The 23,540-nt window shown below is 67.5% G+C and carries 23 protein-coding genes; 12 read left to right on the top strand and 11 right to left on the bottom strand.

The genetic code is table 11. The features are described 5' to 3' along the window. The first annotated feature begins 104 nt into the window (after window positions 1–104). Window positions 105–731, top strand: coding sequence for a LysE family translocator (locus VK92_RS13965; RefSeq protein WP_048023398.1), 627 nt, complete (start codon window positions 105–107; stop codon window positions 729–731). A 165-nt stretch (window positions 732–896) separates the two neighbouring features. Here VK92_RS13965 and VK92_RS13960 read toward each other — a convergent pair whose 3' ends face one another. Continuing rightward, window positions 897–2,750, bottom strand: coding sequence for a YadA family autotransporter adhesin (locus VK92_RS13960; RefSeq protein ID WP_048023396.1), 1,854 nt, complete (start codon window positions 2,748–2,750; stop codon window positions 897–899). A 387-nt stretch (window positions 2,751–3,137) separates the two neighbouring features. Then, the gene (locus VK92_RS13955) at window positions 3,138–3,986 is read right to left on the bottom strand and encodes a helix-turn-helix domain-containing protein (RefSeq protein ID WP_048023394.1); all 849 of its coding nucleotides are present in this window, start codon (window positions 3,984–3,986) and stop codon (window positions 3,138–3,140) included. Between the two features lie 194 nt (window positions 3,987–4,180). On the opposite strand from VK92_RS13955, the gene VK92_RS13950 reads away from it, so the two are divergent. Together VK92_RS13950 and VK92_RS13945 are read left to right on the top strand one after the other, a co-directional pair. After that, window positions 4,181–5,143 carry a DUF2167 domain-containing protein gene (locus tag VK92_RS13950; protein ID WP_048023392.1) on the top strand — a complete coding sequence of 321 codons (963 nt, stop codon included), beginning with the start codon at window positions 4,181–4,183 and terminating at the stop codon, window positions 5,141–5,143. Further along, a complete protein-coding gene (locus VK92_RS13945) occupies window positions 5,140–5,865 on the top strand; it encodes a site-2 protease family protein (RefSeq protein WP_048023391.1) in 726 nt (241 codons plus the stop codon). Before VK92_RS13950 ends, VK92_RS13945 begins: the two co-directional genes overlap by 4 nt. Window positions 5,866–5,931: 66 nt before the next feature. Here the strand turns inward: VK92_RS13945 and VK92_RS13940 are convergent, their stop codons facing one another. Beyond that, window positions 5,932–7,311: an MFS transporter gene (locus VK92_RS13940; RefSeq protein ID WP_048023388.1), complete on the bottom strand. Its 1,380-nt coding sequence runs from the start codon at window positions 7,309–7,311 to the stop codon at window positions 5,932–5,934. Window positions 7,312–7,556: 245 nt separating this feature from the next. On the opposite strand from VK92_RS13940, the gene VK92_RS13935 reads away from it, so the two are divergent. Continuing rightward, a complete protein-coding gene (locus VK92_RS13935; protein WP_048023386.1) occupies window positions 7,557–9,134 on the top strand; it encodes an aldehyde dehydrogenase (NADP(+)) in 1,578 nt (525 codons plus the stop codon). 146 nt (window positions 9,135–9,280) lie between these two features. Here the strand turns inward: VK92_RS13935 and VK92_RS13930 are convergent, their stop codons facing one another. Together VK92_RS13930 and VK92_RS39965 are read right to left on the bottom strand one after the other, a co-directional pair. Then, on the bottom strand, window positions 9,281–9,652 hold the full coding sequence (locus tag VK92_RS13930; RefSeq protein ID WP_048023384.1) for a type II toxin-antitoxin system VapC family toxin: 372 nt from the start codon (window positions 9,650–9,652) through the stop codon (window positions 9,281–9,283). Beyond that, on the bottom strand, window positions 9,649–9,846 hold the full coding sequence (locus VK92_RS39965) for a type II toxin-antitoxin system VapB family antitoxin (protein ID WP_006752328.1): 198 nt from the start codon (window positions 9,844–9,846) through the stop codon (window positions 9,649–9,651). Before VK92_RS39965 ends, VK92_RS13930 begins: the two co-directional genes overlap by 4 nt. A gap of 248 nt (window positions 9,847–10,094) precedes the next feature. Here VK92_RS39965 and VK92_RS13925 point away from each other — a divergent pair, with 248 nt between their 5' ends. Beyond that, a complete protein-coding gene (locus VK92_RS13925) occupies window positions 10,095–10,646 on the top strand; it encodes a hypothetical protein (protein WP_048023383.1) in 552 nt (183 codons plus the stop codon). A gap of 183 nt (window positions 10,647–10,829) precedes the next feature. Here the strand turns inward: VK92_RS13925 and kdgD are convergent, their stop codons facing one another. Then, the gene (gene kdgD / locus VK92_RS13920; RefSeq protein WP_048023382.1) at window positions 10,830–11,744 is read right to left on the bottom strand and encodes a 5-dehydro-4-deoxyglucarate dehydratase; all 915 of its coding nucleotides are present in this window, start codon (window positions 11,742–11,744) and stop codon (window positions 10,830–10,832) included. Between the two features lie 228 nt (window positions 11,745–11,972). On the opposite strand from kdgD, the gene garD reads away from it, so the two are divergent. Continuing rightward, a complete protein-coding gene (gene garD, locus VK92_RS13915; RefSeq protein WP_048023380.1) occupies window positions 11,973–13,526 on the top strand; it encodes a galactarate dehydratase in 1,554 nt (517 codons plus the stop codon). 66 nt (window positions 13,527–13,592) lie between these two features. Here garD and VK92_RS13910 read toward each other — a convergent pair whose 3' ends face one another. Further along, window positions 13,593–14,075 (bottom strand): Lrp/AsnC family transcriptional regulator, encoded by a 483-nt coding sequence (locus tag VK92_RS13910; RefSeq protein ID WP_042974910.1) that lies wholly within the window; start codon window positions 14,073–14,075, stop codon window positions 13,593–13,595. 126 nt (window positions 14,076–14,201) lie between these two features. Here VK92_RS13910 and VK92_RS13905 point away from each other — a divergent pair, with 126 nt between their 5' ends. The 5 genes from VK92_RS13905 to VK92_RS13885 all read left to right on the top strand — a co-directional run bounded on the left by VK92_RS13905 (window position 14,202) and on the right by VK92_RS13885 (window position 18,569). Further along, window positions 14,202–15,353: a branched-chain amino acid ABC transporter substrate-binding protein gene (locus tag VK92_RS13905; protein WP_048023378.1), complete on the top strand. Its 1,152-nt coding sequence runs from the start codon at window positions 14,202–14,204 to the stop codon at window positions 15,351–15,353. Next, window positions 15,350–16,864, top strand: a complete 1,515-nt coding sequence (locus VK92_RS39960) for an aminotransferase class IV (RefSeq protein WP_082160852.1) — start codon at window positions 15,350–15,352, stop codon at window positions 16,862–16,864. Before VK92_RS13905 ends, VK92_RS39960 begins: the two co-directional genes overlap by 4 nt. A 138-nt stretch (window positions 16,865–17,002) precedes the next feature. Beyond that, entirely contained in the window at window positions 17,003–17,404 is a 402-nt protein-coding gene (locus tag VK92_RS13895; RefSeq protein ID WP_048023376.1) for a nuclear transport factor 2 family protein, read from the top strand. A gap of 79 nt (window positions 17,405–17,483) precedes the next feature. Continuing rightward, window positions 17,484–17,939, top strand: coding sequence for an RbsD/FucU family protein (locus tag VK92_RS13890; protein ID WP_021159305.1), 456 nt, complete (start codon window positions 17,484–17,486; stop codon window positions 17,937–17,939). A gap of 192 nt (window positions 17,940–18,131) precedes the next feature. Further along, window positions 18,132–18,569, top strand: a complete 438-nt coding sequence (locus tag VK92_RS13885) for a DoxX family protein (RefSeq protein ID WP_021159306.1) — start codon at window positions 18,132–18,134, stop codon at window positions 18,567–18,569. A 107-nt stretch (window positions 18,570–18,676) separates the two neighbouring features. Here VK92_RS13885 and VK92_RS13880 read toward each other — a convergent pair whose 3' ends face one another. From VK92_RS13880 to VK92_RS41745, 3 genes are all read right to left on the bottom strand, one after another. Further along, entirely contained in the window at window positions 18,677–19,987 is a 1,311-nt protein-coding gene (locus VK92_RS13880; protein ID WP_048023374.1) for an MFS transporter, read from the bottom strand. A gap of 324 nt (window positions 19,988–20,311) precedes the next feature. Next, window positions 20,312–21,448 (bottom strand): branched-chain amino acid ABC transporter substrate-binding protein, encoded by a 1,137-nt coding sequence (locus VK92_RS13875; RefSeq protein WP_021159308.1) that lies wholly within the window; start codon window positions 21,446–21,448, stop codon window positions 20,312–20,314. 319 nt (window positions 21,449–21,767) lie between these two features. Then, window positions 21,768–22,046, bottom strand: coding sequence for a hypothetical protein (locus VK92_RS41745; protein WP_156190764.1), 279 nt, complete (start codon window positions 22,044–22,046; stop codon window positions 21,768–21,770). A 148-nt stretch (window positions 22,047–22,194) separates the two neighbouring features. Here VK92_RS41745 and VK92_RS13865 point away from each other — a divergent pair, with 148 nt between their 5' ends. Further along, window positions 22,195–22,989 carry an AraC family transcriptional regulator gene (locus VK92_RS13865; RefSeq protein WP_048020809.1) on the top strand — a complete coding sequence of 265 codons (795 nt, stop codon included), beginning with the start codon at window positions 22,195–22,197 and terminating at the stop codon, window positions 22,987–22,989. An 85-nt stretch (window positions 22,990–23,074) separates the two neighbouring features. On the opposite strand, the gene VK92_RS13860 is transcribed toward VK92_RS13865, so the two are convergent. Beyond that, entirely contained in the window at window positions 23,075–23,338 is a 264-nt protein-coding gene (locus VK92_RS13860; protein WP_021159311.1) for a hypothetical protein, read from the bottom strand. Window positions 23,339–23,540: the final 202 nt, after the last annotated feature.

Genomic DNA, 23,540 nt, shown 5'->3' with positions numbered 1-23,540 from the left:
CAAAGTAGCCGAATACGCATCCAATCTCCATGGGAAGGCGCCGATAATCCGACGACAGGCCGGGCGATTCCCGTCCGCCGGCAATCCCGTTCAGGAGCTATCCCATGTCGCATCCATCCTGGCTGCCGTTCATCGCAACGTCGCTGCTGATCATCGTCACGCCGGGCCAGGACATGGTGCTCGTGATGTCACGTACGCTGTCCGACGGCACGCGCGCGGGCCTCGTGACCGCGGCGGGCGTCAGCGTCGGGCTGCTCGTGCACACGATGCTCGCGACGCTCGGGCTGGGCGCGCTGCTGCAGGCATCCGAATGGCTGTTCACGGCGCTGAAGGTGGTCGGCGCGTTGTACCTGCTGTATCTCGGCATCACGCTGTTGCGCTCGTCGGGCGAACTGACGCTCGCGAGCGGCGACGGCGCGCAGGCATCGCGGCTGCGTACGTTCGCGCAAGGCGCACTGTCGAACGTGTCGAATCCGAAGGTCGCGCTGTTCTATCTGGCGTTCCTGCCGCAGTTCGTGCCGTCGGGCGCCGCGCATCCGATGCTGTCGCTGTTCGTGCTGGGCGCGACCTTCGCGGGCCTGACGTTTCTCGTCAAGGGGCCGGTTGCTGTGTTCGCCGGCCTGCTGTCCGCATCGATCCGCCGCAACCCGCGGATCCTGACGCGCATGCACCGCGTCAGCGGGGCGGTGCTGCTGGGGCTCGGGGTGAAGCTGGCGCTCGAGCGTCGCTGATGGCGGGGCGCTCGTGCGCGTGTCGTCGCGCGCGGTCGCGCATGGCCGGTCGAGTCGGATAAACGGCGTGCCGCATGTGGCTGCCGTGCCATCGGCGCGGTCGCACCGATGGCACGCCTTCCGGCATCGAGCAGGCGCTTCTCGATGCGTCGCGCGTCGGGCCGATTACCAGCGATAACCGACGCCCGCGCCTGCGCCGATCGAGCCGTGGCCCGACACGGCCGTCGTCACCGAGCCCTTGACCAGCCATTTCGTGGTCGCGACGGAAAGACCGACCGCCATCGCGCTTTGACCGCCGTACGTGCCGCCGCCGAGTGCGACGACCTTTTCGCCGGGCAGCACGGCTTGCGGCATGTTGGCCATCGCGATCGCGCTCGCGGTGCCCGCATCCGAGTCCTTGCGGTACTTCGACATTTCCTCGCGGACGGAGTTGATTGCACCGTTTAACTGGCGCACGTTCACGCCATCCGTCGGCGCCGTGCCGTCGGCCATGTTGGTCAACTGGCGCTCGGCGCCCGGCGCACCGATCGATACCGTGTTGTCGCGCGACGCGACCGAGTTGGCGCCCAAGGCGACCGCATTGTTTGCCGGTGCCTGGCTGTTCGCGCCGATCGCCGTCGAATTGTTGCCGGAGACATTCGAACCGGTTCCGATCGCCGTGCCGTTCGCTGCCGTGACTTTCGAATTCGCGCCGGTTGCGGTGCCGTTCGCTGCCGTGACGGTCGAGTTCGTGCCGGTTGCGGTGCCGTTCGTTGCCGTGACTTTCGAGTTCGTGCCGGTTGCGGTGCCGTTCGCTGCGGTGACGGTCGAGTTCGTGCCGGTTGCGGTGCCGTTCGCTGCGGTGACGGTCGCGTTCACGCCGATACCCGTCCCGTTGTCTCCCGACACGTTCGCGCCGTTGCCGAGCGCCGTGCCGTTCGTCGCGCTGACCGAGGTGTTCTTGCCGATCGCGGTGCCCGTGCTGTCCGCCACCGTGCCGCTCGGGACGCTCGACGAAATCTTGCCGACGGTGTTCGTGAGCGCGGCCAGATCCGTCGTCAGTGTGGAGACCTGATTGGCGATCGAGAAGAGCTGCGAGCCGTTGACCGCGTCCGTGCTGGTCGCGCTGATCGCGCCGGCCGCGACGTTGACGATCTGGCGCTCGGCGCCCGCGCTGCCCACGCTGACCACGCCGACCGGCGTACCCGCGAAGCCGCTGTAGCCGACGCCGTTCAGCGTTACGCTGCTGACGGTGGTTGCCGCACGCGTGGCCGCATTCGAACCCAGCGCCACCGAATTCGCGTCGGCCGCGTTCGCGCCTTCGCCGATGGCGACCGCATTCACCGCGGAGGCCGTCGCGCGGGCGATCGCGACGCTGCCGGTCGCGGATGCCGAGCTGTCGACGCCGAGCGCGACCGCATCGCCGGCACCGGCGTTGGCCTGGAAGCCGAGCGCCGTGCCGCCGGCCGCGCTGCTGCCTTTGCCGACCGCCGTCGAGAAGGTTGCGGTGGCGCTGGCGCCCTGGCCGACTGCCGTCGATTGATCCACGGCGAACGCGCCCGAACCGAATGCCGACGCCGTGGCGCCGTTCGCGACCGCGCCCTGGCCCACCGCCGTCGCGTTGAGGCCGGTCGCACCGGCGAACGCGCCAATCGCCGTCGCATGGTCGCCGGTCGCCACGGCATTGCCGCCCAGCGTCGTGGCTTGCGTACCGGTTGCGACGGACTGCCGCCCGATCGCCACGGTTTCGCTGTACGCGCCGGTCGACGAGCCCGAATCGGCGACTGCCGACGGGCCGATTGCGATGTTGTCGCAGCCCCGTGCCGTGGCCGGATACGTACTGGTGCCCGAAATCGCGATGTTGTCCGAGCAGCCTGCGACGGTATCGATCGCATTGCCGTTCTGCACATAGGAAGCCTGCGCCGGTGCGGAAGCCGCGAATGCGACGACCGCTGCGCTGACGGCGATGGCCAGCGCCGCTTTCGACTTCACCGGCGCGTGCTGCACCGGATTCCCCGACCCTCGATGATTCTTGTTCATGTTGTTCCTGGGCTTGATATGAAAATTGTGTTTTGGCTAGCGTGTCCGTCTCACGATTTCCCTGTCGCCTTGGTTCGAGTACGATCCGATTGAAAAGATGTACTAAACAAATTCGACATTTGGCGGAATGAATCCGGGCGGGAAACGGCGCAGGGGCGGCTGCGTCGTTTGACGTGTTCCGGCACGCTGGCGCGTGCCGGATCGGCAGCCTGAGATGCGACGACGCATTCTGATCGGACGCGCGGGCGCCCGGGTTTGCCGTAGCGGTCGATCTTTATGCTTCAGGGGAAATCCGGCTGCGGAGATGCGCACCGGCGGCCGGCATGGCCGTGATGGCGCGGAAGCCGGCGTTCGTGCGCCGGCTTCCGTCACGCTCCGTTGCGCACGTTATTGCGCCGGCAACGCGTCCGCCAGCGCCCGCATTGCTTCCACCGTCTCCGGATTCGCGGGGAAAAACGCCTCGATCGCGAGTTCCGACAGCGTCACGTCGACCGGCGTGCCGAACACCGTCGTCGTGCTGAAGAACGTCAGTTCGCCGGCTGCCGTGCGCAGCCGCAACGGCACGGCGATATCCGCGAAGTCGGTGCGCGCATGCGTGTCGTCGGGCTGGCCGGCCGGTGCCGGATACGCGGCGAGTTCGTCGCGCAGCGTCTGCAACGCGTGGTCGCCGCTTGCATCGATCTGCCGCTGCAGCCGATGCAGGATGTGCGCGCGCCACTCGTGCCAGTTGACGATCTGCGACGCGAGGCCGTCCGGGTGCAGGCTCAGCCTCAGCACGTTGACGGGCGGTTGCAGCAGCGACGGATCGGCCTGCGCGACCAGCGCGCCGAGCATCCGGTTCGCGGCGAGCAGCGTCCAGTGACGATCCACGGCGAGCGCCGGGTAGGGCTCGTGGCCGCGCAGCACGGCTTCCACCGCGTGGCGCGCGGCATCGAGCTGCGGATCCGAAAACGGCCGTTCGCGAAACAGCGGCGCGAAGCCGGCCGCGACGAGCAGCGCATTGCGTTCGCGCAGCGGCACGTCGAGACGCTCCGCGAGATGCAGCACCATCTCGCGGCTCGGCTGCGCGCGGCCCGATTCGACGAAGCTCAGGTGGCGCGCGGAAACGTCCGCGTCGAGCGCGAGCGCCATCTGGCTCAGGCGCCGGCGTTGCCGCCACGTGCGCAGCAGCGGGCCGATGCCGGACGCGCGGCCGGCGGACGGGGAGGGCGAGTGGAGGGCGGCGGTCGGGTTCATGCAGCAGATGATAGGCAATCCCGCGTGCCTTGGGCATTACCTGCGACGTAAGCATCGCGCCTCCCCGGGCGTGTCGCGGCGCTGCGTTACCATAGCCCCCGTGCCAACTGAGAGACGACGCCGGACCCGCGATTGAAAACGCAAGGGCTGACGCCGTGCATATTTACGACAAGGCATTCCAGGGGAATCCAACAATGAAAAAACTTGCCGTCCGGCTCGCCTGCGTGGCGACGCTTGCATTCACCGCGATCAGCGCCCACGCGCAAACCGAAGCCGCGCAGGTGGAAATGAGGGCCGCGGCTGCCGCCGCCAACGACGCGGTCGTGAAGGGCCCGACCGACATCGACGTGAAACACGAAGCCGTGCTGAAGCTGAAAGCCGGCGAATCGTTCGTGCCGGCCGCCGAAGCCGGCCGCTACCTGCGCTCGATGGGCAACTCGATCGATGAAACCCGGCTGGTCGGCCTCGTGCTGCCCGACGATCCCGATGCCGACTGGATCTCGGTCGTGTCGTTCGAGCCGAGCGGCTATATCCGCGACGACGACGCGAAGGACTGGAAACCCGACGAACTGCTGAGGAGCCTGCAGGCCGGCACCGAGGAAGACAACCCCGGGCGCAAGGAACGCGGCCTGCCCGAAACCGAGGTGGTCGGCTGGGCGAAGGCGCCCGCGTACGACGCGGCCACGCACCGGCTCGTCTGGTCCGCGATCATCCGCGACAAGGGCGCCGCGCCGAACGCCGAAAACGACGGCGTGAACTACCGGACGCTCGTGCTCGGCCGCGACGGCTACCTGTCGCTGACGATGGCATCGACGCTCGCCGATCTGCCGAAATACAAGGCGTCGGCCGACGAGCTGCTGTCGAACATCAGCTTCAACGACGGCAAGCGCTACGCCGATTTCAACAAGTCGACCGACCACGTCGCTGAGTATGGCCTCGCGGCGCTGATCGTCGGCGTCGGCGCGAAGAAGCTCGGCCTGCTCGCGCTGATCGGCGCGTTCGCGGTGAAGTTCTTCAAGGTCGGCGCGGTTGCGCTGCTGGCCGGCGGCGCGGCGCTGAAACGCTTCTTCGGGCGCAAGCCGAAGCCGGCCGCGGTGCCGGCCGTCGCCGACGCATCCGGCGTGTCCGATGCATCCGCCACGGAGCGCAAGGAATGACGAAGCTGTTGCTGCTGATCTTCGGCGGCCTCAAGCTCGGCAAGGTGCTCGTGTCCGCGGGCACCATGCTCGCGTCGATCGGGGTCTATGCGCTGTTCTACGGCTGGCGGTTCGCGGCCGGTTTCGTGGCACTGCTGCTGGTGCACGAGGCCGGCCACTATGTGGCCGCGCAGCGGCGCGGGCTCGACGTCGGGCTGCCGACCTTCATCCCGTTCGTCGGCGCGTGGATCCAGCTGAAGGAGATGCCGCACGACGCGGAAACCGAGGCGTACGTCGGGCTCGCCGGGCCGTTCGTCGGCACGCTCGGTGCGCTGGCCTGCTACGCGGCCGCGCGCCACTACGACAGCAACCTGCTGCTCGCGCTGTCGTACACGGGCTTCTTCTTGAACCTGTTCAACATGATTCCGCTGTCGCCGTTCGACGGCGGGCGGATCACCGCGGTGCTGTCGCCGCGCATCTGGTTCGCGGGCGTGCCGGTGCTGATCGCGCTGTTCGTGTACCGCCCGAGCCCGCTGCTGATCGTGATGGCGATCCTCGCGCTGCCGCAGCTCAAGCGCGCGTGGCGCTACGATCCCGACGCGCCGGAGAACCGCGTGTACTACGCGACGTCGATCGAGACGAAGACGACGTACGCGCTCTGCTACGTCGGCCTGCTCGCGTTCCTCGCGCTGATGACGTCCGGCGTGCACGACATGCTGCGCGTCGCGCATTCCGCGGCCTGACGCAAAAAACGGCGGCCGCTGTTACGCGGCCGCCGTCGTTTCCCATTTCCTTCTTTTCGCCGAATCTCACGCGTCGCGATGCCGCAGCTCGACGCGCCGGATGTCCTGCACGATCACGAGATAGCTGAACACGGTGACGAGCGCGTTCAGCCCGACGAACACGAGTGCGCCGTTGAACGAGCCGCTCGCGCCGACGAGATAGCCGATCGCGATCGGCGCGACGATGCCGGCCGTGTTGCCGAACATGTTGAACAGGCTGCCCGACAGGCCGATCGCTTCCTTCGGCGCAGTATCCGCGACGACGGCCCAGCCGAGCGAGCCGATGCCCTTGCCGAAGAACGACACGGCCATCAGCACGATCACGAGCGCTTCGCTGTCGACGTAGTTGCAGCCGATGATGACCATCGACAGCGCCATCCCGCCGACGATCGGGATCTTGCGCGCGAGCGTGAGCGACACGCCGCGGCGGATCAGCCCGTCGGACAGCATCCCGCCGAGCACCCCGCCGAGGAACCCGCAGATCGCGGGCAGCGACGTCATGAAGCCGGCCTTCAGCAGCGACATCCCGCGTGCCTGCACGAGGTAGATCGGGAACCATGTGAGGAAGAAATAGGTGAGCACGTTCACGCAGTACTGGCCGAGATACACGCCGATCAGCATCCGGTTCGACAGCAGCTGGCGCACGTAGTACCAGCCCGCCACGCGGCGGCCTTCCGAACGCAGGCCGTCGGTGCCGCGCACGGTCGTGCGCACGAGGCCGCCGCCCTGCTCGATGTGCTCGAGTTCCGCGCGGTTCACGGCCGGATGGTCGGCCGGATCCTTCACAACCCGCAGCCACAGGAACGCGAGCGCGATGCCCGCGAGGCCGAGCCACAGATACACCTGGTGCCAGCCGTACGCATGCGTGAGCCACGCCATCAGCGGCGAGAACACCACGGCCGCGAAGTATTGCGCGGCGTTGAAGATCGCGGACGCCGTGCCGCGCTCGGCGGTCGGGAACCAGCTCGCGACGACTTTCGCGTTCGCGGGAAAGGCGGGTGCCTCGGCGATGCCGACCGCGAAGCGCATCGCGAACAGCGCGGCCACCGCGAACGCGGCGCTGCCGCCGAGCCCGATCGTGCCCTGCAGCAGCGTGAACGCCGACCACAGGAAGATGCTGGCCGCATACACGCGGCGCGCGCCGAAGCGGTCGAGCAGCCAGCCGCTCGGCAGTTGCGCGAGCACGTAGGCCCAGCTGAACGCCGAGAAGATGTAGCCCATCGTCACCGGGTCGATGCCGAACGCCTTGCGGATCGGCGTGCCGGTGATCGACAGCGTCGCGCGATCCGCATAGTTGAGCGTCGTGACGACGAACAGCATCGCCAGGATCCAGTAGCGCACGGCGGTCCGGCGTGCGGTGCGGGCGAGGTCGAGCGGAAGATCGCGAGGGGTGGTCTGATTAGGCACTTTAATGTACGTCGTCGTATGACATGGTGCGTAGCTTATGTGGGTTGGCCGACCCCGGAAACCTCGGGTTTTCCCGTTGGGTACAACGCGAAACGCCCACAATTTGGGCATGAATCGAATCAATAAGGGATTCGCGCATTGTGTGGCAAGATCGACGACCCGCGTGAATCGCAAAATCATGTCGGCAGACATCGTATCTGTTGGGCTACAATGAGCCCATCATTCCCGAACCACGGAGCACACCCATGCAACTGACAGGAGAGATGCTGATCGGCGCCGAAGCGGTCGCCGGTTCGGCCGGTACCTTGCGCGCGTTCGACCCGTCGAAGGGCGCGCCGATCGACGCGCCGGCGTTCGGCGTCGCGGCGCCGGCCGACATCGAGCGTGCATGTGAACTCGCGCGCGACGCGTTCGACGCGTACCGCGCACAGCCGCTCGCGGCCCGCGCGGCATTTCTCGACGCGATCGCGGATGAAATCGTCGCGCTCGGCGACGCGCTGATCGAGCGCGCGCACGCTGAAACGGGCCTGCCCGTCGCGCGGCTGCAGGGCGAGCGCGGCCGCACCGTCGGCCAGCTCCGGTTGTTCGCGCGTGTCGTGCGCGACGGTCGTTTCCTCGCCGCGTCGATCGATCCCGCGCAGCCCGCCCGCACGCCGCTGCCGCGCTCGGACCTGCGGCTGCAGAAAGTCGGGCTCGGGCCCGTCGTCGTGTTCGGTGCGAGCAATTTCCCGCTCGCGTTCTCGGTGGCCGGCGGCGATACGGCGTCGGCGCTCGCGGCCGGCTGCCCGGTGATCGTGAAGGCGCATGAGGCGCACCTCGGCACGTCCGAACTGGTCGGCCGCGCGATTCGCGCCGCCGTCGCGAAAACCGGGATGCCGGCCGGTGTGTTCTCGCTGCTGATCGGCCCCGGCCGCTTGATCGGCGCGGCGCTCGTCGGCCATCCGGCGGTCCAGGCCGTCGGCTTCACGGGGTCGCGGCAGGGCGGCATGGCGCTCGTGCAGATCGCGAATGCCCGCCCGCAGCCGATTCCCGTCTACGCGGAAATGAGCAGCATCAACCCCGTCGTGCTGTTCCCGGCGGCGCTCGCCGCGCGCGGCGACGCGATCGCGACGAGCTTCGTCGATTCGCTGACGCTCGGCGTCGGCCAGTTCTGTACCAACCCGGGCCTCGTGCTCGCGATCGACGGCCCCGATCTCGACCGCTTCGAAGCCGTCGCCGCGCAGGCGCTCGCGAAGAAGCCGGCCGGCGTGATGCTCACGCCCGGGATCGCCGATGCGTATCGTCATGGCCGCGGCAAGCTGGCCGAACTGCCGGGCGTGCGCGAAATCGGCGCGGGCGAGGCCGCGCAGACCGATTGCCAGGCCGGCGGCGCGTTGTACGAAGTCGGCGCGCAGGCGTTCCTGGCCGAGCCGGCGTTCAGCCACGAAGTGTTCGGGCCGGCGTCGCTGATCGTGCGCTGCCGCGATCTCGACGAAGTCGCGCGCGTGCTCGACGCGCTCGAGGGCCAGCTCACGGCCACGCTGCAGATGGACGCCGACGACAAGCCGCTGGCCCGCCGGCTGCTGCCGATCCTCGAACGCAAGGCCGGGCGCCTGCTCGTGAACGGTTACCCGACCGGCGTCGAGGTGTGTGACGCGATGGTGCACGGCGGCCCGTTCCCCGCGACGTCGAACCCGTCCGTCACGTCGGTCGGCGCGACGGCGATCGAGCGTTTCCTGCGCCCGGTGTGCTACCAGGATTTCCCGGACGATCTGCTGCCCGAGGGGTTGCAGGAGCAGAACCCGCTCGCGATTCCGCGGCTGCGGGACGGGAAGGCGGAGTGACGGGCGGCGTCGATTGAGCGTGTGATTTCCGGCGGCCGGTGCGTCGGGGTCGGTGCCGGCACGCGGAAACCAAAAGGCGGATGTGGCCGGTGGGCCGCTTCCGCCTTTTTTGCATGACGGGTTTCGGTGCAGACGGGTTTGTTCGATCAGTGAGCGGGGTGGGCGGCGAGTTGGAGGCGTTCGGCCGCAGCCAGCAGACGGCGGTCGCGTGTCCACAGCTTGCTGCCGCTGGTGAGTCGGACCGAGGCGAGCAGGTGTGCATCGACGTAACCGATGCCGAGCCCGTAAAGCGGCGCGACGTCGATCATGCGTTGAACTTCGTCATCGGTTGCTGCCGCCGCGGCGGGGAGGTCGCGGAGCGCATCCAGCACGCTCTCGCGATCACGCAGGCTGCCGAGTGCAAGCTCGCCGACGACGAACGGATGGATCAATACCCGTTCTGCTTCCAGCAGTGTGGTGAGCGTTGCATCGCCAGCTCGCAGGTGATCGATCCAGACGGAGGTGTCGACAAGAATCATGCGGGCTCCGATGGGCGGCGCGGGACGGATTCGAGATCGGGTTCGGTGCCGCCAAGGCGAGCCAGCCGTCGTGCGCTTTCACGGGCAATCAGCGCGCGCAGCGCTTCTCTGACCAGCGCCGATTTTTCGGTAACGCCGGTCAATTGCTGCGCTTTGGCGAGCAACGCATCGTCCAGAGATAAGGTGGTGCGCATGATTGGCTCCGAAAAGATCGAGGCATCAATTATGTCACCGATTGATGTCGATAGTGATGCGGTGCGTCGATAGAGGGTGAGCAGGCGTAGTGTCGAATCGGGCGACCGGCGTGGTGGTACTGAGCGCAAGGCAGCCGCAAATGCCGTCTTCCGCGTCACCCGGTTTTCTCCTACAGTAGCGAAGCCTCGGGCCAGCCGGCCCGCAGGCAAGCCTGAGAGACCGACAAAAGACAACGAGGGAACCCCCGATGAACATCAACAAGCGTGGCGATCACCTGTTTGCGGCCGGATTGTGGAAAGCGATCGGCGACGTCGCGAAATCCGTGCGCACCCAGGTCGGCCAGACCAGCGAAGGGCGCGTGCTCGCGAATGCGCTGCTGGAATTCCAGCGCGACCTGGGCGGCAGCGAATTCGACGTGACGATCAACCAGGGGCGCGTCGTCACGGGCGCCGACGCGCATTCGCTCGTGTTCGGGCAAGCCGTGCGCCGCTTCCGGCAGGACATGGAGGCGCTGGTGTTCGCGCTCCAGTACCGGCGCGGCATCGACGAACGCGACCCGGGCCTGCGCACCGAAGCACTGCTGCAGGCGAACAGCCAGCTCGCGACCGCGAAGCAGTCGGCGACGATCACGGTCGGCCGGTTCTTCGATGCGGTCGTCGACCGCGATGTGCTCGGGCAGATCCTCGACGGCGAATCGAACGCACGCGCGCGGGCGGGCACGCAGGGGCAGATCGAGGCGACGCGGGTCAGGCTCGCGAACGTGCGCCACCGGATCGTCGGAATCATCGCGCAGATGTGACGCGGCCGGACGGCCTGCAAGGCGGGGTGGCGTCACGCGAAGCGCCGCGCCGGAGGCGGCACCCGTCGCGGCGGATGCGTGCGCGGTTACTGCTGCGAACGGTCGCGATACCGTCGAACCGGCACGCGACGCGACAACCGGCCTGCGCGGCGCCGATCAACGCACCGCGCAGGCCGTACCCGCTTACTGCGGGCCCATCTTCTTGATCAGCACGTCGAGTTCGGCCGCTTCGGCCTCGGTGAGGTCGACGAGCGGCGCCCGCACGGGGCCCGCGTCGTGGCCGACGAGCTTCGCGCCCGCCTTCACGATGCTGACCGCATAACCCGCGCGGCGGTTGCGGATCTTCAGGTACGGCAGGAAAAACGTGTCGATCAGGCGGCCGACCGTTGCGTGGTCGTCCTTCGCGATCGCTTCGTAGAACTCCATCGCCGTCTTCGGGATGAAGTTGAACACGGCCGACGAATACACCGGCACGCCGAGCGCCTTGTACGCGGCGGCATAGACTTCGGCCGTCGGCAGGCCGCCGAGATACGCGAAGCGGTCGCCGAGGCGGCGGCGGATCGTCACCATGCTTTCGATTTCGCCGACGCCGTCCTTGAAGCCGATCAGGTTCGGGCAACGATCGGCGAGGCGCTCGAGCATGTCGGCGTTCAGCTTCGAATTCGCGCGGTTGTACACCACGACGCCGATCTTCAGGGCGCGGCACACCTGCTCGACGTGCTCGGCGATCCCTTCCTGGCTGGCTTCGGTCAGGTAATGCGGCATCAGCAGCACGCCGCTCGCGCCGAGGCGCTCGGCCTCCTGCGCATATTCGATCGCGACGCGCGTCGCGCCGCCCGCGCCGGCGAGGATCGGCACCTTGCCCTTGCAGGTTTCCGTCGCGACGCGGATCACGTCCGAATACTCGCGCTGCGTGAGCGAGAAGAATTCACCGGTGCCGCCGGCCGCGAACAGCGCGCTCGCACCGTACGGCGCGAGCCATTCCAGGCGCTCGGCATAGGTGGACGGGCGGAAGCTGCCGTCGGCGTCGAAGTCCGTCAGCGGAAAGGACAGCAGGCCGTGGGAGATGATCTGTTTGAGTTCTTGCGGTGAAGTCATGGTCGGGTCGTCCGTCTAGCGCGAGTGCTGGTTCGTCGGGAACGGCATACGAGCCAAATTGGCGATGTCGTTGTATGTCATCGTACAACGAGGGAAAGGACCGCGCAAGCGATTTGCTGGCGGGTAAATGATAGGGTCTTTCCGGATAAGGGTTTACGCAGCATCGCCGGCCAGAGTCGAATGTCGTATGATGACTAACAATATGGCCGACAGCCTCCAGGAATTCCGATGACTGCTTCCCCGCTCTACATCCGCGTGCATCCGGACGACAACGTCGCGATCGTCGTCAACGACGGCGGCCTGCCCGAGGGCGCGACGTTCGCCGACGGGCTGACGCTGCGCGAAGGCGTGCCGCAGGGGCACAAGGTCGCGCTGGTCGATCTCGCGGCCGGCGACCCGATCGTCCGCTACAACGTGGTGATCGGTTATGCGCTGGCCGAGCTGCGACGCGGCAGCTGGGTCAACGAGCGCACGATGCGCATGCCCGAGCCGCCGGGGCTGGACAACCTGCCGCTCGCGACGCGTGCCGCGCCGCCGCTGCCGCCGCTCGAAGGCTATACGTTCGAGGGCTTCCGCAATGCCGACGGCTCGGTCGGCACGCGCAACATCCTCGCGATCACGACGACCGTGCAGTGCGTGTCGGGCGTCGTCGAGCATGCGGTGCGGCGGATCAAGGCCGAGCTGCTGCCGCGCTACCCGAACGTCGACGACGTGGTCGGGCTCGAGCACACCTACGGTTGCGGCGTCGCGATCGACGCGCCCGACGCCGACATCCCGATCCGCACGCTGCGCAACATCAGCCTGAATCCGAACTTCGGTGGCGAGGTGATGACCGTGAGCCTCGGCTGCGAGAAGCTTCAGCCCGAGCGCCTGCTGCCGCCTGGCGCGATTTCGGTGGCGGCCGACGGCGCCGGCGACAACGGCGGTGTCGTGTGCCTGCAGGACGCCGCACACGTCGGCTTCAACTCGATGATCGACTCGATCATGACGATGGCCGAATCGCATCTCGAGCGGCTGAACCGCCGCCGCCGCGAGACGTGCCCCGCGTCGGATCTCGTCGTCGGCGTGCAATGCGGCGGCAGCGATGCGTTCTCGGGGCTCACCGCGAATCCGGCCGTCGGCTTCGCGGCCGACCTGCTGGTGCGCGCGGGCGCGACGATCATGTTCTCCGAGGTGACGGAAGTGCGTGACGGTGTCGCGCAGCTCACGTCGCGTGCGGCGAACGAGGACGTTGCGCGCGAGATCATTCGCGAGATGGACTGGTACGACCGTTACCTGCAGCGCGGCCGCGTCGACCGCAGTGCGAACACGACGCCCGGCAACAAGAAGGGCGGCCTGTCGAACATCGTCGAGAAGGCGATGGGTTCGATCGTGAAGTCGGGCAGCGCGCCGATCGCCGGTGTCGTGCGTCCTGGCGATCGCGCGAGGCAGAAGGGGCTGCTTTATGCGGCGACGCCCGCGAGCGACTTCATCTGCGGCACGCTGCAGCTCGCGGCCGGGATGAACCTGCACATTTTCACGACCGGCCGCGGCACGCCGTACGGCCTCGCACAGGTGCCGGTGATCAAGGTCGCGACGCGCAGCGATCTCGCGCGCCGCTGGCACGACCTGATGGATCTCGATGCGGGGCGGATCGCGACCGGCGCGGCGACGATCGAGGACACCGGCTGGGAACTGTTCCGGCTGATGCTCGACGTCGCGAGCGGCAAGCGTCGCACGTGGGCGGAGCAGTGGAAGCTCGCGAATGCGCTGACGCTGTTCAATCCGGCGCCGGTGACCTGACGCGCGCGGCCGATGCCGCCGGACGATGCGGGCGCCCGACGGCGCCCGTTTTCATTGCGGCGATCGTTATGCGATGTCGATCGGCAGCGACAGCCCGACCTTGACGCGCGACATCACGACCATCGTTTCGAAGTGACGAATGTTGTGGTGCTGCCGGAATACGCGCGTGGAAAACTCCTCGTAGTGATCGATGTCGCGCATCGCGATCATCAGCACGAAATCGGCGCGCCCCGTCACCACATAACACTGCATGACTTCCGGCAGCGACTTCAGGAACCGCTTGAATTCGTCGAGCAGGTCGACCCGTTCGCGCTCGACCTGCACGAGGACGAGCATCGTCAACGGGAGGCCGACCTTGGTCGGATCGACGACGGAAACGTCCTGCTGGATATAGCGCTCGTCGCGCAGCCGCTTCACGCGGCGCAGGCATGCGGGCGGGCTCAGGCCGATCTCGGCGGCGAGCGCCTGGTTGGTGATCTGGTTGTCGTGCTGGAGGCGGGCGAGGATTCGCAGGTCGAAGTCGTCGAGCGGTGTGGCGGCGGAATTCATCGGATTTCCTTCGGAGAGAAAAAACGAAACAAACTCGCGAATGATGCCGCCCGATGTTTATCGGATTTCGCGACGGCTGCCGATAATCGTAGCACCCGTCAACGATGAAGCCGCGAGGAAAACATCATGCGTTTCCGACATCTGCTGCTGGCACCGCTCGTGCTGCTGGTGCCACTTGTGTCGCTTGTACCCGCCGTTCCCGCGTTCGGCGCGGATACGGTCGTCGTGGGTTTTGCCGGCGCGCTCACGGGTGCGCAGGCGCATTTCGGCGAGGACAGCGCGCGCGGCATTCGGCTCGCGATCGACGAAATCAACGCGGCGCATCCAAACGTCGCCGGGCATCCGGTCACGTTCGCGCTCGACGCGCAAGACGACCAGGCCGACCCGAAGGTCGCGACGACGGTCGCGCAGCGCTTCGTCGATACGCACGTCAGCGCCGTGATCGGCCATCAGAATTCGGGGACGTCGATCGCCGTCGCGCGGCTCTACGCGACAGCGAACATCGCGGAGCTGACGCCGTCGGCCACCAACCCGGCGTTCACGCGTCTCGGCTATCGCACCACGTTCCGGATGCTCGCGAACGACGACTTCCTCGGGCAGGCGGTCGCCCGCTATGCGGTCGAGCAGTTGCACGCGCGCCGCATCGGTGTCGTCGACGATCGCACGGCCTACGGGCAGGGCATCGCGGACGTGTTCGCCGGCGGGCTCGGGAACACGGGCGCCGCCGTGGTCGCACGCGAATACACGACCGACAAGGCGTTCGACTTCGGCGCGCCGCTGACGCTGATCAAGGGCCGTGCGCCCGACGCGATCTTCTTCGGCGGCATGGACACGCAGGGCGGGCCGATGCTCAAGCAGATGAAGAAGCTGCGGATCGCCGTGCCGCTGCTGGGTGGCGACGGTCTGTGCACGCACGAGATCCTGAAACTGGCCGGCGATGCGCTCGACGGCAACCTCGTGTGCGCAGACGGTGGCCGAAGCCTCGCGAAGATGCCGGGCGGCCCCGCGTTCGCGGCGCGCTTCACGCAGAAGTACGGCGCCCCCGTGCAACTCTACGCACCGTACGCCTATGACGCGATGATGGCCGTGTACCACGCGGTGATGCTCGCGCAGTCCGCCGATCCGGCGAAGATCGTCGACGCGCTGCATCGCGTCGACTTCCAGGGGGTGACCGGCCGGATCGCGTTCGACGCGAACGGCGAGTTGCGCAATCCGGCGGCAACGATTTCGACGTTCAAGGGAGGCAACAAGGTGACTTTGTCGGAGGTAGTGAAATGAATACGCGGATTCTTCCGGTGGGCACCGCATCGCTGCGCGACGTCGCGCGGCCGGTCGGCGACGTAACCGATCCCGCCGTGCGCGAAGCCGCCGGCGCACTGCGCGCCGCGCTGCGCGCGTTTCGCGACGAACACGGTTTCGGCCGCGCGGTCGCCGCGCCGCAGATCGGCGTCGGGCAACGGATGATCGCGCTCGCGATGGACGGCTGGCCCGACGTGATCGTGAACCCCGAAATCGTGTGGCACAGCGACGCGCGGATGACGCTGTGGGACGACTGCATGTGCTTTCCGGACCTGTTCGTGCGTGTCGAGCGCCACGCGTCGGTGAGCGTGCAGTACACGACGCTCGACGGCGAGCTGCATCGGCGCGACGCGCTGTCGCCCGATGTGTCGGAGCTGATGCAGCACGAGATCGACCATCTCGACGGCAAGCTGTCGTTCGATCGCGCGGCGGGGCCGAATGCGGTCGTGCATCGCAGCGTGTTCGACGCCGATCGCGCGTCGTTTGTCGCGCAGGTCGACTATGCGCCGCACGCGCCCGACGTGAAACGTTCGGCGCCGGAGAGCATTCAGTCTGCCGAAGCATCCGCGTATCCGCCGGGCGCCGCGTACATGAACGGCCGCTTCGTTCCGATCGCCGACGCGCGCGTGTCGGTGCTCGACTGGGGTTTCCTGCATTCCGACGTCACGTACGACACCGTGCACGTGTGGAACGGCCGCTTCTTCCGCCTCGACCGGCACATCGCGCGGTTCAGGCGCTCGCTGGCGCGGCTGCGGCTGGACGTACCGCTGGGCGACGACGCGCTGCGCGACATCCTCGTCGAATGCGTGCGCCGCTCGGGCCTGCGCAACGCGTACGTCGAAATGCTGTGCACGCGCGGCGTATCGCCCACCTTCAGCCGCGACCCGCGCGACGCGGTGAACCAGTTCATCGCGTTCGCGGTGCCGTACGGCTCGGTCGCGAACGAGCGGCAGTTGCGCGAGGGCCTGCACCTGCATCTGGTCGACGACGTGCGGCGGATTCCGCCCGAATCGGTCGATCCTCAGATCAAGAACTACCACTGGCTCGACCTCGTCGCCGGGCTGCTGAAGGGGTATGACGCGGGTGCGGAGTCGGTCGTGCTGAAGTGCACGGACGGCAGCATCGCCGAAGGGCCCGGGTTCAACGTCTTCATCGTGCGCGACGGCCGGCTTCGGACGCCCGAGCGCGGCGTGCTGCACGGCATCACGCGGCAGACCGTGTTCGAGCTGGCGGCGTCGATGGGCATCGACGCGCAGGCTGGCCGTGTCGACGATGCGCAACTGCGCGAAGCGGACGAGGTGTTCATCACGTCGACAGCCGGCGGGATCATGCCCGTCACGCGGCTGAGCGGCGCACCGATCGGCGACGGCCGGCCGGGCCCGATGACGCGCCGGCTGTTCGACGCGTACTGGGCGAAGCACGAGGACCCGGCGTGGAGCCTGGCGGTCGACTACGCGGCCAACTGCGCGGCCCACTCCGCAGCCGGCTGATCGCGGCGGCGCGGGCGCGATTTCCTTACCTCGCACGTAATCGACCGCCCGCGCGAGGCCGGCGACGATGACGGCACGCGAATACGAAACACGCAACGTTCGCGACCTCGTCCCCTCATCGACACAAGGAGCCTCGCCATGAGCACCGCCCAATCCGCCTCGTCCGCCTCGTCCATTCACGCCGACCTGATCGACCGCTACTTCGACGCATGGAACGAACCCGACGTCGCGCGCCGCCGCGCGCTGATCGATGCGACCTACGCGAGCGACGCCGCCTATCGCGATCCGCTGATGGCCGGCGACGGCCACGCAGGCATCGACGCGATGATCGCGGCCGTGCAGGCACGCTTCCCCGCGTTCCGCTTTCGCCGCACGACCGACGTCGACGCGTTCGGCCAGCACCTGCGGTTCTCGTGGGCGCTCGTGTCGCCCGACGGCGCGGCGATCGTGAAGGGTTCGGATTTCGGCACGGTCGACGCATCGGGCCGCCTCGCGACGGTCACCGGTTTCATCGACGAGATGCCGGCCGCGGCGTCGTGATGTGAGCGATGCATGCGCAACGGCCGCCGGGATCGGGTAACGTTATGCGATTCGTTCCTGATCCTGGAGACTAGCCGACATGCTGAAGAATCTCGACCCGCTGCTGCACGCCGACATCCTGCACACGCTGCGTGCGATGGGGCACGGTGACGAAATCGCGATCTGCGATGCGAATTTCCCGGCGGAATCCGTCGCGGAGCACACGGTGGTCGGCCGCGCGTTGCGCATCGACGGCGCCGATTCGGCGCGCGTCGTGCGCGCGGTGCTGTCCGTGCTGCCGCTCGACACGTTCGTCGACACGCCCGCATGGCGGATGGAAGTCGTCGGCGACGCAGCCGCGGTGCCGCCCGTGCAGCGCGAAGTGCAGGCCGAGATCGACCGCGCGGAAGGGCGCGCGGTGCCGCTCGCGGGTATCGACCGTTTCGCGTTCTACGAGCGCGCGCAGCAGGCCTACGCGGTGATCGTCACCGGCGAGTTGCGCGGCTATGGCTGCTTCATCTTCAAGAAAGGGGTGTTGTTGAGCGACGCGGGCTAAACGCGTTTTTCAGTGCGTCGAGCCGCCGGCGCGGCCGCCGCAGTGTAAAGATTTGCTACAACCTTTTTCTTGGACACGGCGAAAAGACCCTCTATGCTGGCCCATTTGCCGCGCCCCCTTCGGGGCCGCGCGGCGTCGAACCGCCCGGGCGCGCCCGGGGCAAGCGGCCGAATTGCATACGAGGAGAGAGGCATGACGCGTACCGTCGATTCCGGCGTCATTTTTTTCGCACGCCTGGCGCTGGCGGCGTTGTTCTTGTGGGGCGGCATCATGAAGCTGCTCGGCTACAGCGATTTCATCGCGTATCTGCACGGGATGAACGTGCCCTATCAACAGGTCGTCGCGCCGATCGTCGTCGCGATCGAGGGGCTGGGCGGCCTGCTGCTGATCGTCGGCTACAAGGTACGGCCGCTCGCGTTGCTGATGGCGGTCTACACGATCGCGACCGCGATGGTCGGGCACAATTTCTGGGACGCGACGAGCGCCGCCGTCCAGCACGACATGGTGATTCACTTCTGGAAGAACGTGGCGATCGCCGGCGGGTTCCTGCTGCTGTTCGTCACCGGCGCCGGCGGCGCGAGCATCGACGCGCTGCGCCGGCCGAGTTCGTCGTACGGCGTGCTGCGTTGAACCGGGCTGACTCGCGCCGCCAGACCGAGTCATAACAAAAGGGCCGAATCCCGCACGCCGCGGGATTCGGCCCTTCGTTCATCTGGCCGGCGCGTGCGCGCCGACGTTCAGCGTGCGTCCTTCACGTCCTTCGCATCCTTCGAGAACTGCACGGCGATCGCGCCGAGCACGCAGATCGCCGCGACGTACACGACCGGCGCGAGCGGATTCGATTTCATCATCAGCGACACGATCACCGGCGTGAGGCCGCCGAAGATCGCATACGCGACGTTGTACGAGAACGAGATGCCTGAGAAGCGCACGACGGCCGGGAAGCTCTTGACCATCACGAACGGCACCGCGCCGATCGTGCCGACCATGAAGCCCGCGATCCCGTAGTAGAGCGGCAGCGTCGACGCATCGGCGGCGACCTGCACGAACAGCAGGTAGTAGCACGCGGCCAGCCCGATGCCGCCGATGCCGAGCACGCGCTTCGCGCCGATCCAGCCCGCGAGCGAACCGGCGGTGATGCAGCCGGCCGTCAGGCACAGCGTCGCGACGCTGTTCGCGAACAGTGTCGTCGCGGGCGTCAGGTGGAACTGCTTCTGCAGCAGCGCGGGCGTCATCAGGATCACGACGACGATCGCGGCCGACAGCATCCACGTGAGCAGCATCGACACGATCACCGCGCGGCCGTGGTCGCGCAGCACGGCCTTCAGCGGAATCTCGGCCGCGAGCGCCTTCTTCGCCTTCATCTCGGCGAACACCGGCGTTTCATGCAGCCAGCGGCGCAGGTACACGGAGAACAGGCCGAATACGCCGCCGAGCAGGAACGGGATGCGCCATGCGAACGCACCGACTTCGGCGGTCGAGTAACGGCTGTTGATACCGGCGGCGACGAGCGAGCCGAGCAGGATGCCGGCCGTAAGGCCCGCGGTCAGCGTGCCGCATGCATAGCCGATATGACGCGACGGCACGTGCTCGGACACGAACACCCACGCGCCCGGCACCTCGCCGCCGACCGCCGCGCCCTGCAGCACGCGGAACAGCAGCAGCAACACCGGCGCGAGGATGCCGATCGTGTCGTAGGTCGGCAGCAGGCCCATCAGCAGCGTCGGCACGGACATCATCAGCACGCTCAGCGTGAACATCCGCTTGCGGCCGAACAGGTCGCCGAAGTGCGCCATGATCACGCCGCCGAGCGGGCGCGCGAGATAGCCGGCCGCGAAGATGCCGAACGTCTGCAACTGGCGCAGCCAGTCGGGAATGTCGTGCGGGAAGAACAGTTGCCCAATCGCCGGCGCGAAGAACACGAAGATGATGAAGTCGTAGAACTCGAGGGCGCCGCCGAGTGCGGCAAGGCCAAGGGTCTTGTAGTCGCTGCGCGTGAGCGCGCGTTCGGCGGCGCGAGGCACGCCGCTCAATTCGGAAGCTTGCATGGTCAGGACGATCGGTTTTCGAATGTTGTTGTCGGTGCTGCGTCTCCAGGGCCCGCTATCGGCATGGACTGACAAGGCGCGGCTTGCATCGTCGAAGCGTGTCGTGTGCCGGGTGAGGCGCGCAACACGCGCCGCCGCACCGGGATGGGGCACGGCAGGGACGAAGCGTCAAAGCGGGTGGGAGGATTCTACAGGAGCGCGAAATGCGCGCGCGGGTATGAGACGGGGAAGGCTTCGGAGCGCGCGGCCGGGGCCGGAGCAAAAGCGCGGGCGGCGCGGGCGGCCGGTGAGCCGCTGACGCGCCGCGCGGGGCCGGGTTGCGTATCAGTTGCCGGCGATCGTATCGACCGGCTTGAACGTGCCGCGCTCGACCTTGTAGATCGTCACCGGCGCATCCTTCAGGTCGCCCTTCGCGTCGTACGCGATGCTCGGGGCCGACACGCCCTTGACCGACACCTTGCCGAGATACGGCGTGTACACCTTCGGGTCGGTCGAGTTCGCGTCCTTCATCGCGGTGAGCAGCGCGATCGTGCCGTCATACGAGTACGGCGAGTAGGTAATCACGTCTTCGTTGAAGCGCGCCTTGTAGCGTGCCGCGTAACCGGCGAAGCCCGGCATCTTCTCCTTCGGCAGCCCGCCCATGTAGACGATCGCGCCTTCGGCCGCGTCGCCGCCGACCTTCAGGAACGTCGGCGAGCGCGACATCTCGCCCGTCACGAACGCCGACTTCATCCCGAGCTGGCGCATCTTGCGGATCATCGGCGACGATTGCGCGTCGCCGCCGCCGTAGAAGATCGCGTCCGGGTTCATTCCCTTGAGGTTGGTCAGGATCGCTGAGAAATCGAGCGCCTTGTCGTTCGTGAAGTCGCGCTTGATGATCGTGCCGCCCGCCGCCTCGACGGCTTTTGCGAATTCGTCGGCGATGCCCTGGCCGTAGGCCGTGCGGTCGTCGATGATCGCGATGCGCTTGAAGCGCAGCGTCTTCACCGCGTACGTGCCGACGATGCGGCCCGCTTGCGCGTCGCTCGTCAGCAGCCGGTAGGTCGTCTTGTAGCCGCGCGCGGTGTATTGCGGCGACGTGGCCATCGAGATCTGCGGCAGCCCCGCGCGATCGTACAGGTCGGACGCGGGAATGCTCGTGCCCGAGTTGAAGTGCCCGATGATCCCGCGGACGTTGTCGTCGATCAGCCGCTGAGCGACGGTCGTGCCCGTGCGCGGGTCGGCCTGGTCGTCCTGCGAATCGAGCTGGAACGTGACGGGCTTGCCGCCGATCGTCGGACGCGTCGCGTTGAAATCGGCGATCGCGAGCTGCACGCCCTTCTGCATGTCCGTGCCGTAGTTCGACTGCGGGCCGGTCAGCGGTGCGGCGAAACCGATCTTGACGACGTCGGCGGCAATGGCGTGCGCGCCCGACAGTGCGCAGGCAGCGGCCAGCGCGACGTGCGATACCTTCAGCTTCACTTTCACTTCCCCTTGATGGCGTGGTTGGGCCGCCGCCGGCTGGCGGGCCGGCACCGGTAAACCGGGCGAGACGGTTCGGTCGGCAGGCCGCTGCGAGGGCCGTGCGTGCGTGCCGCGTGCTGCCCGGGCTGTGCCGGAATCGGCGCGTGTGGTGGCCGATGCCGCAGGCCCTGCACGCCGGTCGCTGCCGCGGCGGAAGGTCGTCTCGTGACCGTGAAGCGAAGTCTAGACAGCGAAAATGCGTGCGTCTTGCGCGTTCGGTGCGCGGCCGGCGACGATATCGGCATATCGTCGATAACCCTGATATATGCCGAAATCGTCACGACGAATGCGCAAACGCGCCAAGACGCTGTACGGTTGCATTTTTATGCTGGCGGATGCGGATGCGGATGCGGATGCGGATGCGGATGCGGATGCGGATGCGGATGCGGATGCGGATGCGGATGCGGATGCGCGGTGCGGATGCGCGGTGCCGGTGCCGGTGCTCCGGCAAGCCCGTGCGCTCATGGCATGTTGGCGCCGGTGCATGCATGGCTGCGGCGTTGGCATAAGCGGATTCCCGGCCGGCCGTCGCATGCGCGGCGCAGTGGTTGTGCACGCAACGTATGTGGCGTGTCGAAGCCGGTCGGCCGACGGCGCGACGTGACGGCTGCCGCCAACTTGCCCGCCCTTGCGATCGGCGCGACGCGATCGGAGGGGCGCTTCTATAATCGACGCCATCTGCCACTCGCCTTGCGGTTGCCCGGATGACGACCTTGCCAGCCGTACCGCCCATGAGCCTGTCCGATACGTTGCGCCACCAGCCCGACAACGCCGATCTCGGCGCGATGCTCGCGCACTTCCGCCTGCTCGAACCGGTATTCGATGCGCTGCCGGACGTCGCGTTCTTCGTGAAGGACGCGAACGGCCGCTACGCGCTCGTCAACCGCACGCTGGCGATGCGCTGCGGCTACAAGGACAAGCGTGACCTGCTCGGCAAGACGGCCGACGAAGTGTTTCCGCGCCGCTTCGGCCGCAGCTATTTCGAGCAGGACATGGCGACGATCAACGCGGGCCAGCAGTTGATGGACCAGCTCGAGCTGCACCTGTATCCGGGCCGCCAGCCGGGCTGGTGCCTGACCTGCAAGGAGCCGCTGCGCGATGCCGCAGGCAGGGTGGTCGGCCTCGCGGGCATCTCGCGCGACCTGAAGGCGCACGAGGGATCGCACCCGGCGTACAGCCGGCTCGCCGACGTGGTCCAGCACATCCAGGATCACTACGTACAGCCGCTGAACCTGAAGCAGCTCGCGCAGATGGCCGGGATGTCGGTCGCGCAGCTCGAACGCTACTTCCACAAGGTGTTCCACCTGACGCCGCGCCAGGTGCTGCTGAAGACGCGGCTGGATGCGGCCACCGCGCTGCTCGTCACGCACGACAAGGTGACCGACGTCGCGGCGCTATGCGGCTATACGGATCACAGCGCGTTCACGCGCCAGTTCAAGGCGACGGTCGGCGTGACGCCGACGGAATACCGGTTGATGCTGCAGGAGCGGGCAGCGTGACGCGACGCGCCGAAAGGGCTGGCGAGTCGCAGGGATCGGGGCGATCCGGGGAAACGGAAAAGGGGGAAGCGGTGAAAACCGCGGCTCAGCGGTAGCCGAGCCCTTTCAGGACGGCGGTGCCGTTTTCGGTCAGCCGGAAGCTGGGGGCCGTATCGGCGTCGAGCTTGACCATCTCGACGAGGCCGGCTTCCTGCAGCGCAGGCAGTTCGGGTTTGGCGTTCGCGCCGATCGGTGCGTGCAGCAGCACGAGCAGCGTCGCGATTTCATGATGACTGAGCAGGCGGCGCAGCATCGTCTTCTTTGCAGGGGGCGCGGCCGGGCGGCCCGCGGGTGCTTCTACGGCGCTCATCGCTTTCCTCCTTTTCGAGATAACTATCGGGTACTGGTTGCGGATGGTGCCGTCGAAGACTTAAGCGATTCTTAAAACCGTGGCCGAGGACCGGATGCTGCGCTGCGGTACAGGTTACCGGATGTAACGCCAGAAGGAGCGCGGTTCCCGGCCCGATCGCGGCAAGCCGCGCGGGCGGGTGCGTTGCCGCGCGATTCACCAC

The organism is Burkholderia sp. LK4 (assembly GCF_001043615.1).
Lineage (GTDB): Bacteria > Pseudomonadota > Gammaproteobacteria > Burkholderiales > Burkholderiaceae > Burkholderia > Burkholderia cepacia.
This window is presented reverse-complemented; position numbering and strand designations above follow the sequence as displayed.